Consider the following 12,175-nt stretch of genomic DNA (forward strand, 5'->3'; position numbering starts at 1 on the left):
CGAAACCCGACTGCGGAGCGACACGTGAAAAGGCGCAATCATGCTCGAGATTTCTCTGCTTGGGGCCGGTTTCGCCGGTTTGTTGAGTTTTTTCACGCCCTGCGTTCTGCCCATGGTCCCGTTCTATCTGTGCTACCTCGGCGGGCTCAGCATGGCTGAGTTGCGTGCAGACGGCGGAATAGCGCCGGGAGCCCAGCGGCGTCTGCTCGGCTCGGCGGTCCTGTTTGCGGCCGGTGTCACCACCGTGTTCATGCTGCTTGGCATGGGGGCGACGGCGCTTGGTCAGTTGTTCGGGCAGTATCTGCAGCCCTTGTCCTATGTCGCTGCAGCGATTCTGCTACTTTTCGGGCTGCATTTTCTGGGCGTGGTCAGGGTTCCGCTGCTCTATCGCGAGGCGCGTTTGGAAAGCAGCGCCGAGGCCTCCTCGGCTTTGGGGGCCTACCTTATGGGATTGGCCTTCGGCTTTGGTTGGACCCCCTGCGTCGGACCGGCGCTGGCCGCTATCCTGATGATCGCCAGCGGCATGGGAGATATCTGGCGCGGGGCCGTGCTGTTGTTTGTCTATGGGGTGGGCATGACCGCCCCGTTTGTGATTGCGGCCCTGTTTGCCCGACCATTCCTGGCGTTTGTTCAGCGTCACCGAGCAGCCTTTGCATGGGTCGAGAAGGGCATGGGGGTGATGCTGATCGTGTTTGCCGTTCTCATCGCAACCGGCGGTGTGAACCTGATTGCGGATGCCATGATCCGCTGGGTGCCGGGGTTTGCAAATCTCGGCTGAAGATAAGGGGAGGAGAACATGAAACGGATTGCAATAAGGGCTTTGTCTCTTTGTTTCGCCATCGCTTTTGGGGCATGTGCGACTGCAGCCGAACTGGGGGATGACGGGCTCCACAAAGCCGATTGGATGCGAGACACGTTCAAGGACATTCAGGAGGATTTTGCCGAGGCGCAGGCAGAAGGCAAGCGCCTGATGCTGATCGTTGAGCAACGAGGCTGCCTGTATTGTCGGGACATGCATGAGAACACATTTACCGACCCGAGGGTAAAAGCGATGCTTGAGGAGATCTATTTCCCGGTTCAGATCAATCTGCACGGCGATACCGAACTCGTGGACGCCGACGGCGAAGCGCTTTCGGAAAAGGCGGCGGCCCGGAAATGGGGGGTGTTGTTCACGCCCACAATGATCTTTTTTCCGACCGAACTGGACGAGAGCAAACCTGCGGTGCAACAGGCCGTTGCGGTCATGCCCGGAGCATTTGCAGCCGGAACGACCTTGGACATGCTGACCTGGGTTGCCGAGAAACGCTACCTCGACCAGTCGGAAGAAGACTTCCAGCGTTATCACGCCCGGATGATTCGTGAGCGGAACGACGGGGATACGCGCTAATCGGCGATCCTGATCTTCGGCGAGGACGTGAAACTTTCGGAAAACTGACGCTACCTGCGACAAAAGATTATAATAATTCACATTCGTGAATTTGTTGTTGCGTTAATGCGGTCCGGTAGCCTACGGTATGCAAAGCCAACTCGCCGCGCTGCGCGTGGCAGCCAATGGGAGGATCCATGAAACTAACTATTCTGACAGTGGCCGCCGCGCTGGTCGGCGGGGCTGCAACCGCCGCCGAGGTCAGCCCCAAGGACATCAAGTTCACCGAAGACGGTGCCGTTGAAATGTCGCTTTCCGGTCAGGCCGGCGATGCAGCCAACGGTGCTATGGTCGTCGGATCCAAAAAACACGGCAACTGCATTGCCTGCCATCAGGTATCGGCGCTTGCGGACGTACCGTTCCACGGCGAAGTCGGACCGTCGCTGGATGGTGCCGGTGATCGCTGGACCGAAGCCGAACTGCGCGGTCTGCTGGCGAACCCGAAAGTGGTGTTCGAGGGCACTGTAATGCCTGCCTTTTACAAGGTGGACGGCTTTAATCGCCCTGGCGACGCTTACACAGGCGAGGCGGCCAAGGGGCCTCTCGACCCGCTGTTGAGCGCTCAGGAAATCGAAGATGTGGTCGCGTTCCTCGCGACATTGAAAGAGTAACACGCCCGGTCCGGACAAGCCTGGCCGAATTGAATTGTAAAGGAGAAAGAGAATGGATTTCTCACGTCGTGACACCCTGGGCCTTGCCCTCGGCGCAGCGGCCCTGACCGTGCTGCCCCTGCGGGTGAACGCTGCGACCGATGACATGATCGCCGAATTCACCGGCGGTGCCGACATGGCCGAGGGCGGTGTGACCCTGACTGCCCCTGAAATCGCCGAGAATGGCAATACGGTTCCGATCGAAGTGGCCGCCCCCGGCGCCTCGGCGATCATGCTGCTGGCCACCGGCAATCCGACACCGGGCGTTGCCACGTTCAACTTTGGCGAACTGGCCGCCGTGCAGGCCGCGTCGACCCGGATCCGTCTGGCGGGCACACAGGATGTTGTGGCCATCGCCAAACTCGCCGACGGAAGTTTTGCCAAGGCCAGCTCGACCGTGAAAGTGACCATCGGGGGCTGCGGCGGCTGATTGCCGCCCTGACCACGACCCGAGACCAAGGAGAATTCAGACATGGCATCCGGAGTTAAACCCCGCGTCAAAGTCCCGAAAACCGCCGCTGCCGGCGAGGCGATCACGATCAAAACCCTGATCAGTCACAAGATGGAAAGCGGCCAGCGCAAGGACAAAGAAGGCAACCTGATCCCGCGCTCGATCATCAACCGCTTCACCTGCGAGTTCAACGGCAAGACCGTTCTCGATGTGACGATGGAACCGGCGATTTCGACCAACCCGTACTTCCAGTTCGAGGCCACTGTGCCCGAGGCAGGTGACTTTGTTTTCACCTGGTACGACGACGACGGTTCGGTCTACGACGCCAAGAAATCGGTCGCGATTGCCTGACCCCGAAAGGCAGACCTCGTGCCTTGTTCCGGCCTTCGGGCCGGGGTGGGGCCAACCACCCAAGGGAGGAAATGGGATGAATTACAAGGCAATGACCGCAATTGCCATTTTGGCTGCGGCGCCTCTTTCGGCGATGGCTGGCGCTGATGACGACAAGTTGGTTGTCAATGACGAGATCGAGATGGTTACCAAGACCGCCGCGCCGGCGCATCTGGCGGATGCAGTCGATGAGGTGATGTCGGGCTGGCATTTTCGCTCGGACGAAACACAGGCCCTGCAGATGGATGATTTCGATAACCCGGCCATGGTTTTTGTCGATCAGGCCATGGAGCAGTGGGAAGCCGTTGAGGGCGAGGCCGGCAAGTCGTGCGCTTCATGCCACGACAGCGTCGAGGACAGCATGAAGGGCGTCCGTGCCGTCTATCCCAAGTGGAATGACGAGCGTGAGCAGGTCTATACGATGGCCATGCAGATCAACGATTGCCGCGAGAACGGCATGAAGGCCAAAAAGTGGAAGTATACCGGTGGTGACATGGCTTCGATGGAAGCCCTGATCTCGGTGCAGTCTCGCGGCATGCCTGTGAACGTGGCGATCGACGGCCCGGCCGAGGCCACGTGGGAAGATGGCAAGGAGCTCTACTACACACGCACCGGTCAGCTGGATCTCAGCTGCGCATCTTGCCACGAAGAAAACTATGGCAACATGATCCGCGCTGACCATCTGAGCCAAGGGCAGATCAACGGGTTTCCGACCTATCGGTTGAAGAACGCCAAGATCAACACAGTCCACGCACGCTTCAAGGGTTGTGTCCGCGATACACGCGCCGAGACGTTCAAGCCCGGAAGCCCGGATTTCGTAGCGCTTGAACTGTATGTTGCCTCGCGCGGCAATGGCCTGTCGGTCGAAGGACCTTCTGTCCGCAACTAAACTTGAAACCCCGTGCCGCAACCGGCTCGGGGTTTCCTGCATAGATAAAATTCAAACATGCGAATATGTCGCATCTTAAATCGGGAAAGCTGATCCAGATGATCTCGCGTCGTGATTTTCTACAGGTCTCCATGGCAGCCTCGGCCCTTGTCGGGGCGTCGGGCTTCGGCAACTGGGCGCGGCTCGCTGCGCAACAATCGCTAACGCAGGATCAGCTGCTAGAGTTCGACACGTTCGGCAACATCAGCCTGATCCACATCACTGACATTCACGCCCAGCTCAAGCCGATTTTCTTTCGCGAACCCGAAGTGAACCTGGGGGTTGGTCCCGCAAAGGGGCAGATGCCCCATGTCACCGGCGCGGATTTCCGCAAGGCTTACGGGATCGCCGACGGGTCGCCCTCGCATTACGCGCTGACGTATGATGACTTCTCGTCGCTGGCCAGGGGTTATGGCCGGGTCGGCGGGCTGGATCGTGTGGCCACCATAATCAACGCCATCCGCGCGGATCGTCCGGATGCGCTGCTGTTTGACGGCGGAGACACATGGCACGGCTCTTACACATGCCATCACACCCAAGGCCAGGACATGGTCAACGTGATGAACGCTCTGAAGCCGGACGCGATGACTTTCCATTGGGAGTTCACGCTGGGATCGGACCGGGTGAACGAGATCGTCGAGGGGCTCCCCTTTGCGGCGCTGGGCCAGAACATCTTTGACGCCGAGTGGGACGAGCCAGCCGAACTGTTCAAACCCTACAAATTCTTTGACAGAGGCGGGGCCAAAGTGGCCGTGATCGGTCAGGCTTTCCCTTACATGCCCATCGCCAATCCGCGCTGGATGTTCCCGGAATACAGCTTTGGCATCCGCGACGAGAACATGCAGGCGATGGTGGACGAAGTCCGTGACATGGGGGCCGATGTCGTTGTCGTTCTGTCCCACAACGGATTCGACGTGGACAAGAAGATGGCCGGAGTTGTCAGCGGTATCGACGTGATCCTGTCGGGCCATACCCATGACGCGCTGCCCGAACCGGTGCTGGTGGGCCAGACCCATATCATTGCTTCCGGCAGCAATGGCAAATTCGTTTCCCGTGTCGATCTGGACGTGCGCGACGGCAAGATGATGGGTCTCAAGCACAAGTTGATCCCGATCTTTTCGGACGTGATCGCACCTGACCCGATGATCACCAAACTGATCGACGAGCAGCGCGCACCCTATGCGGACCAGTTGAAAGAGGTGATCGGCCGCACTGACGAAAACGCGCTGCTCTATCGTCGTGGCAATTTTAACGGCACATGGGACGATCTGATCTGCGATGCCCTGATTTCCGAGCGCGAGGCGGACATTGCCATGTCGCCCGGCGTGCGCTGGGGGCCGTCGATCCTGCCGGGGCAGGACATCACCCGCGAGGATATCTGGAACGTTACCTCGATGAGCTATGGCGAAGCCTACCGCACGGAAATGACCGGTGAATTCATCAAGGTGATCCTCGAGGATGTGGCAGACAACATCTTCAATCCCGATCCTTACTACCAGCAGGGCGGTGACATGGTGCGCATCGGCGGCATGGGCTACCGCATCGACATCAACAAGCCCGCGGGTGAGCGGATTTCGGAGATGACATTGCTCAAATCCGGCGAGGCCATTGATCCGGCCAAGACCTACATGGTTGCGGGTTGGGCCAGCGTTAACGAAGGCACCGAAGGCCCGCCGATCTGGGATGTGGTGGAAAGCCATATTCGCAAACAGGGTACCGTCACCCTTGATCCGAACAACTCGGTCAACGTTGTGGGTGCCTGAGCGCCTGCGGCTGCGGACCGAAGTAACATTTGAACCGTTAATTCACGCCAGTGAAAGCAAGAATTTCAGGAGGCAAAACCGAGATGAGTGAGAACTCGAAGAAAATTGCCCCGTCGCGCAGGCAGTTTCTGACCGGCGCTGCGGCTGCGGGGGCAGGGGCCGTCGCCGCGGGGGCAGCTAGGGCGGCGGGACCGGACCCGCTGATTACAGAACTGCAGGACTGGGCCTCGGGCACCGGCGAAGGTGTTGACGCGACCCCCTATGGCCTTCCCATCGAGTTTGAAAAGGATGTCGTGCGGCGCAACGTGGAATGGCTGACGGCTGACACGATCAGCTCGATCAACTTTACGCCGATCCACGCACTGGATGGAACGATAACGCCGCAAGGTTGCGCCTTTGAGCGGCACCATTCCGGAGCCATCGAGCTGCGCAAAGAAGATTATCGGCTGATGATCAACGGGCTGGTGGATACGCCTCTGGTGTTTACCTATGCCGATCTCGAACGCTTCCCGCGCGAAAATCACGTTTACTTCTGCGAATGTGCCGCAAATTCGGGCATGGAATGGGCCGGTGCGCAGCTCAACGGCGCACAATTCACCCACGGCATGATCCACAACATGGAATACTCAGGGGTTTCCCTACGCACCTTGCTGGAAGAGGCCGGGCTGGGCGCTGCGGGCGACTTCAAGGACAAGTGGGTCTATGTCGAAGGCGCCGATGCTTCTTCGAATGGCCGCTCGATCCCAATGGAAAAGGCGCTGGATGATGTGCTGGTCGCTTTCAAGGCCAATGGCGAGGCCTTGCGCATGGAGCACGGTTATCCTGTGCGCCTCGTGGTGCCGGGTTGGGAAGGCAACATGTGGATCAAGTGGCTGCGCCGGATCGAAGTGACCGATCAGGCGATTGAAAGCCGCGAGGAGACCTCGAAATACACCGACACGCTGGAAAACGGCGTTAGCCGGAAATGGACGTGGGAGATGGACGCGAAATCCGTCGTCACCTCGCCCAGCCCGCAATCGCCAATCACTCATGGTCCCGGCCCACTGGTTATCACCGGACTTGCGTGGTCGGGCCGGGGTTCGATAACGGGTGTCGATGTTTCAATCGATGGCGGTAAGACGTGGCAAGAAGCGCGTCTGGGCGCACCCGGGACAGATAAGGCGCTGACGCGGTTTTACCTCGATATCAACTGGGACGGGTCCGAGATGCTGCTGCAAAGCCGTGCCCGCGACAGTTCCGGTTACGTGCAGCCAACCAAAGCGCAGCTGCGCGAAGTGCGCGGATTGAACTCGATCTACCACAACAACTCGATCCAGACCTGGTGGGTGAAGGCCAGCGGAGAGGCGGAAAATGTCGAAGTATCGTAACCTGATAACCGCATCCGGGCTGGCAATGCTGATGGCCGTGCCTGCCTTTGCCGAGAAGTATGGCCTTGGCCGTCCGGCTCTGCCCGAGGAAATTGCAGCGTGGGATGTGGATGTCGCCCCCGATGGAGCCGGCCTTCCGGATGGTTCGGGCGATGTGTTCACCGGTGAGGAAGTCTTTGCCGAGAAATGCGCCATCTGCCACGGCGATTTCGCCGAAGGCGTGGACAATTGGCCCAAGCTGGCCGGTGGCATGGGCACGCTGGACCATGACGACCCGCTAAAAACGGTGGGGTCCTACTGGCCCTATCTGTCAACCACTTGGGACTACGTGAACCGCTCGATGCCCTTTGGCGCGGCGCAGACACTATCGGCCGACGAAGTTTATGCGATCGTTGCCTATATCCTCTATTCCAACGATCTGGTGGATGATGAGTTCGAGTTGTCGAAGGAAACCTTCTTCGATGTCGAGATGCCCAATGCCGAGGGGTTCATCATTGATGACCGAACCACCAGCGAGGCGCATTTCTGGACCGACGCGCCCTGCATGGAGAACTGCAAGGAAAGCGTCGAGATCACCATGCGCGCAATGGTTCTGGATGTGACGCCGGAAGAAACCAATGAAGCAGCCGCGGCAGCACCGGCGGACGAGGCCAAAGCCGAGGAGCCGGTTTCAGAACCGGCGGCAGAAGCGGCGCCCGTGCAGGAGGCCGCTCTTGACCCGGAATTGGTGGCCAAGGGTGAGAAGACCTTCAAGAAGTGCAAGGCCTGCCATCAGGTGGGGGACGGGGCCAAAAACAAGACCGGCCCGATCCTCAATGGGATTGTCGGTGCCCCCGTTGGGCAGGTCGGTGGCTTCAAATACTCCAAGCCGATGAAGGCTGCTGCCGAAGGTGGGTTGGTCTGGGACGAGGCTGAACTGGCGGCCTTTCTTACCAAGCCAAAGGCATACATGAAGGGCACCAAGATGTCCTTTGCCGGTCTCAAGAAAGACGGGGATGTCGAAGCCGTCATCGCCTATCTGAAGTCCTATGCGCAGTAGGGTTTCCCGCATCGTTGGATCCGCGGGGTTGGCACTGGCTGCGTTTTGCGCGCCGGCCGCCGCCGAGGAGCATGCGGCGAGCATTGGCGACATCGAGCGTGGCGAAAGGGTGTTTCAGCAGAAATGCGGAAGCTGCCACGCAATCGGGGACGGTGCCGCCCATGGCACCGAGCCGGGCACCGGGCCGCATCTGAACAATATCTTTGACCGCACGATCGCCCAGTTCGACGATTTCACCTATTCCGAGGGGATCTATCGAGCTCGGCGCGATGGCATGGTCTGGGATCTAGAGCATCTCGATGCCTACCTGACAAATCCCAAGTTGTTGGTCTCTGGCACCAACATGGATTTTCGCGGGATGGATGACCCAGTAGAACGCGGCGATGTTCTGGCCTATCTACGCGGATTTTCATCCAACCCGCAGGACATTCCCGAAGCGGCGCCAACGGCGTTGAAGCAGGATGTGGAACTTGATGCCGATATTTTAGCCATCGTCGGTGACCCGGAATACGGCGAGTACTTGTCGACCGAATGCGTCACCTGTCACCAGACCAGTGGGGACTACGACGGAATTCCGGCAATTACAGGCTGGTATGCAGAAGACTTCGTCCTCGCGATGCATGCGTACAAGCGGAAGATCCGGGTGCATCCGGTCATGCAGATGATGGCGGGGCGGCTGTCAGACGAGGAAATTGCTGCTTTGGCAGCCTATTTTGGCGCGCTGGAGTGATCCCTGAGGCGCGAGACACTTTTCTTTGGGAGGAACACAATATGACAATGAACAGACGTGGATTTCTGGGCGTCACGGTCGGTACGGCTGCGGCACTGTCGGCCCCGATGGTGCTGGGTGCGGGTAAACCTCGCGTCGTGGTGATCGGCGGCGGCGCCGGAGGGGCCACAGCAGCTCGCCACATCGCCAAGGGTTCAAAGGGCGCAATCGACGTTACGCTCGTCGAGCCAACCCGGACCTACTACACCTGCTTTTTCTCAAACCTCTATATCGGTGGCTTCCGAGAACTGAATTCGATTGCTCACAGCTATGGCAAGCTGGCATCGGAATACGGAATCAATGTGGTGCATGACTGGGCGGTGGGGATTGACCGTGATGCCCGGACAGTCACCCTCGCAGGCGGTGCGATGCTGCCTTATGATCGACTGATCCTGTCGCCCGGCATTGACTTTGTCGAAGGCGCGGTCGAGGGCTGGGATGTTTCGGCGCAGAACAAGATGCCCCATGCTTACAAGGCCGGGTCGCAGTCCGAGCTGCTCAAGGCGCAGATCGAGGCCATGCCCGAAGGTGGAACCTTTGCCATGGTTGCCCCGCCGAACCCGTTCCGCTGCCCGCCCGGCCCGTACGAGAGGGTCTCGATGGTGGCGCATGTGCTGAAACAGAAGAACCCGACCGCCAAGATCATCGTAGCCGATCCCAAGCCCAAATTCTCCAAGATGGCCCTGTTCCAGGAGGGTTGGGGCACGCATTACGACGGAATGATCGACTGGATTGGTCCGGATTTTGGTGGCGACGTGGTTTCGGTTGACCCCGAAGCGATGACTGTCACGATCGACGGAGAAGAAACCAAGGTCGATGCCTGCAACGTGATCCCGGCGATGAAGGCAGGCCGGATCTGCGAACTGGCGGGCATCACCGACGGCAACTGGGCACCGGTCGACGGGCGCACCATGCAGAGTCGGATGGACGAGAACATCCACGTATTGGGTGACGCCAGCGCGCAGGGCGACATGCCGAAATCTGGATTCTCGGCCAATTCGCAGGCCAAGGTGGCAGCAATGGCGGTGCGGTCGGCCCTGACCGGATCAAAGATGTTCCCGGCCAAGTTCTCCAACACCTGCTGGTCGCTTATCGGTACCGAAGACGGCGTGAAAGTCGGGGCGACCTACGAGGCAACTGAGGAGAAGATCGCCAAGGTCGACGGTTTCATCAGCCAGACCGGCGAAAACGCCGAACTGCGGGCCGCCACCTACGAGGAGAGCATCGGCTGGTATGCCGGAATTACCAGCGACATGTTCGGCTAATCCGCCCTTAGCCCCTTAGCCTGTTGCCTCGGCGGGACAACAGGCAATCCGTCCCTGACCCGATAATGCGTTTTCATATGCTGTTGCTTTCGGGTCAGGGGCAATTCCTGACGTTCAAAGAACTGTGCGATCCGCCAAAACGCGTCCGGCTCTAAGACCAAGCCTTGCGGAACGAGTGGGGAGAATCCCCGTATTTTGCCTTGAATTGCCGTGACAGATTGCTTGTCGTCGCAAAACCTGTCGCCGCAGCAATTTCAATCACCGACATCTTTGTTTCATTGAGATAGGTGAAAGCACGGGACAGACGCAGATCCATATAGCAGGCCATTGGCCCCTGACCGAGATACCGCTGAAAAAGCCGCTCCAGCTGTCTCCGCGATATATTTAGCCGATCGCAGATTTCCTTTATGGACAGTGGTTCCTCGATTTCCGACTCCATCAGCTCGATCGCCTTCAGCAGAACTGGATTTCTGCTGCCGATTGCCACGGAATGCTGTGATCGCTGCGGCGACCGGTTTCCGGACCTCATGTGGATGCACATATCTGCGACCATGATCGCAAGTTCGGGGCCGTGACGCTGTTCGATCAATGCAAGCATCATGTCGATCGACGCGTTTCCACCGCCGCAGGTGGTTATCCGCCCGTCACGCTCGTAGATGGCCGGAGAGGGGCTCAGATCCGGGAACAGTTCCAGAAAACCCGGCTGGTTTTCCCAGTGCAGCGTGAACTTTCGCCCCATCAGCAAGCCGGCTTTCGCCAAGGCAAAAGAACCGGTGCAAATGCCACCAAGGTCACGGCCGAACCGGGCTTCGCGTCTGAGCCAGTTCAGGATCGCAGAGCTGCAGGTGTCTTCCGGCTCGACCCCGGCGCACACAAATCCAAAGGTATCTGCGGGCAGGGGGGCAAGAGGTCCGTCCGGCGTAATACGCAACCCGTTGGAACACATCACCGGTTCGCCGTCCTCGGTCATTGTGTGCCAAGTAAAGAGCGGCTTCTTGGTCAGCTGGTTTGCAATCCGAAGCGGTTCGATCGCCGCCGCCAAGGCCAGCATCGTCGTCTTTGGAAGCAACACGAAGTAGAATCCGAGCGGCGGGCCGTCGTAGTCGAAGCTCAGGTTAGCGGAAGCGCCTTTCTGAATGAACGGATCTCGAATCATGGCAAAGCTTTTACGGCGCTCGTTGGTTGCGGCCGGGTCGGGACGGCGTGACAAGGGAGTCCCCAGAATGCCCCGGAGGTAAGGCATGGTCAATATTCCCCCAATTGCAGAGCGCCCGCCAGCGGGCCCGGGTTGGGCGATAGTTTCGCGTCGGCAGGATAATCCGCATTGCGGCCCTTGCAGCCCCTCAGAGCCGACACTAAGACTCAGGTAACCCATCTTCGGGTATCGTCCCGATCCATCGCAAAGAGCAGGCAGGATTTCCAATGTTCGATCCAGTTGATACCTACATGAACACCCTCGTCCCAATGGTGGTCGAACAGACCAGCCGGGGGGAGCGTGCCTATGACATCTTCTCGCGCCTGCTGAAGGAGCGGATCATCTTCATCAACGGTCCGATCCACGACGGGATGAGCCATCTGGTGGTCGCCCAGTTGTTGCACCTTGAGGCAGAGAATCCGAAAAAAGAGATCTCGATCTATATCAATTCACCCGGCGGCGTGGTGACCAGCGGTTTGTCGATCTACGACACAATGCAGTATATCAAGCCGAAATGTTCCACACTTGTGATCGGTCAGGCGGCCTCGATGGGATCGCTGCTGCTGGTCGGCGGCGAAAAGGGAATGCGCTTTTCACTGCCCAACAGCCGGATCATGGTGCACCAACCTTCGGGCGGATATCAGGGCCAGGCGAGCGACATCATGATTCACGCAGCCGAGACCCAGAAACTGAAAGACCGGCTGTACGATATCTACGTAAAGCACACCGGACAAAGCAAGAAAGCGGTTGAAAAGGCGTTGGATCGCGACAATTTCATGAGTCCGGAAGAGGCCAAGGAATGGGGCCATATCGACGAAATCGTCGAAAGCCGGGCCATTGGCGGAGAAGCCGAAGAATAAGTGGCAAGGCTGCCGAGAACCGGTGCCCGGCCCGGATTGAACACCCCGGCCGGACACACTTTTGCGATTGTA

13 protein-coding genes are annotated in these 12,175 nt (G+C 58.9%); 12 read left to right on the plus strand and 1 reads right to left on the minus strand.

Annotated features, from left to right (window positions below; genetic code table 11):
• The first annotated feature begins 40 nt into the window (after nt 1-40).
• The 11 genes from ACP15U_RS02250 (at nt 41) to ACP15U_RS02300 (ending at nt 10,048) form a co-directional block, all read left to right on the plus strand.
• The gene (locus ACP15U_RS02250; RefSeq protein ID WP_425043495.1) at nt 41-778 is read left to right on the plus strand and encodes a cytochrome c biogenesis CcdA family protein; all 738 of its coding nucleotides are present in this window, start codon (nt 41-43) and stop codon (nt 776-778) included.
• An 18-nt stretch (nt 779-796) separates the two neighbouring features.
• Nucleotides 797-1,387, plus strand: a complete 591-nt coding sequence (locus ACP15U_RS02255) for a thioredoxin family protein (RefSeq protein WP_425043496.1) — start codon at nt 797-799, stop codon at nt 1,385-1,387.
• A gap of 176 nt (nt 1,388-1,563) precedes the next feature.
• The gene (soxX, locus tag ACP15U_RS02260; protein WP_425043497.1) at nt 1,564-2,037 is read left to right on the plus strand and encodes a sulfur oxidation c-type cytochrome SoxX; all 474 of its coding nucleotides are present in this window, start codon (nt 1,564-1,566) and stop codon (nt 2,035-2,037) included.
• Nucleotides 2,038-2,089: 52 nt separating this feature from the next.
• A complete protein-coding gene (soxY, locus tag ACP15U_RS02265) occupies nt 2,090-2,506 on the plus strand; it encodes a thiosulfate oxidation carrier protein SoxY (protein WP_425043498.1) in 417 nt (138 codons plus the stop codon).
• A 42-nt stretch (nt 2,507-2,548) separates the two neighbouring features.
• Nucleotides 2,549-2,878, plus strand: a complete 330-nt coding sequence (gene soxZ, locus ACP15U_RS02270) for a thiosulfate oxidation carrier complex protein SoxZ (protein ID WP_425043499.1) — start codon at nt 2,549-2,551, stop codon at nt 2,876-2,878.
• Nucleotides 2,879-2,954: 76 nt separating this feature from the next.
• Nucleotides 2,955-3,806, plus strand: a complete 852-nt coding sequence (gene soxA, locus ACP15U_RS02275) for a sulfur oxidation c-type cytochrome SoxA (RefSeq protein ID WP_425043500.1) — start codon at nt 2,955-2,957, stop codon at nt 3,804-3,806.
• Between the two features lie 98 nt (nt 3,807-3,904).
• Nucleotides 3,905-5,608, plus strand: a complete 1,704-nt coding sequence (gene soxB / locus ACP15U_RS02280) for a thiosulfohydrolase SoxB (RefSeq protein ID WP_425043728.1) — start codon at nt 3,905-3,907, stop codon at nt 5,606-5,608.
• 83 nt (nt 5,609-5,691) lie between these two features.
• A complete protein-coding gene (gene soxC / locus ACP15U_RS02285) occupies nt 5,692-6,975 on the plus strand; it encodes a sulfite dehydrogenase (RefSeq protein WP_425043501.1) in 1,284 nt (427 codons plus the stop codon).
• The gene (locus tag ACP15U_RS02290) at nt 6,959-8,014 is read left to right on the plus strand and encodes a c-type cytochrome (protein WP_425043502.1); all 1,056 of its coding nucleotides are present in this window, start codon (nt 6,959-6,961) and stop codon (nt 8,012-8,014) included. The genes soxC and ACP15U_RS02290 overlap by 17 nt, the downstream gene beginning before the upstream one ends.
• Nucleotides 8,004-8,744, plus strand: a complete 741-nt coding sequence (locus tag ACP15U_RS02295) for a c-type cytochrome (RefSeq protein ID WP_425043503.1) — start codon at nt 8,004-8,006, stop codon at nt 8,742-8,744. Before ACP15U_RS02290 ends, ACP15U_RS02295 begins: the two co-directional genes overlap by 11 nt.
• A gap of 41 nt (nt 8,745-8,785) precedes the next feature.
• A complete protein-coding gene (locus ACP15U_RS02300; protein WP_425043504.1) occupies nt 8,786-10,048 on the plus strand; it encodes an FCSD flavin-binding domain-containing protein in 1,263 nt (420 codons plus the stop codon).
• Nucleotides 10,049-10,199: 151 nt separating this feature from the next.
• On the opposite strand, the gene ACP15U_RS02305 is transcribed toward ACP15U_RS02300, so the two are convergent.
• Nucleotides 10,200-11,204: a GlxA family transcriptional regulator gene (locus ACP15U_RS02305; protein WP_425043729.1), complete on the minus strand. Its 1,005-nt coding sequence runs from the start codon at nt 11,202-11,204 to the stop codon at nt 10,200-10,202.
• A 266-nt stretch (nt 11,205-11,470) separates the two neighbouring features.
• Between ACP15U_RS02305 and ACP15U_RS02310 the strand changes: the two genes are divergently transcribed.
• Nucleotides 11,471-12,103, plus strand: a complete 633-nt coding sequence (locus tag ACP15U_RS02310; RefSeq protein WP_425043505.1) for an ATP-dependent Clp protease proteolytic subunit — start codon at nt 11,471-11,473, stop codon at nt 12,101-12,103.
• Nucleotides 12,104-12,175 lie beyond the last annotated feature (72 nt).

Source organism: Primorskyibacter sp. S87, from assembly GCF_049801055.1.
Lineage (GTDB): Bacteria > Pseudomonadota > Alphaproteobacteria > Rhodobacterales > Rhodobacteraceae > JBNAGF01.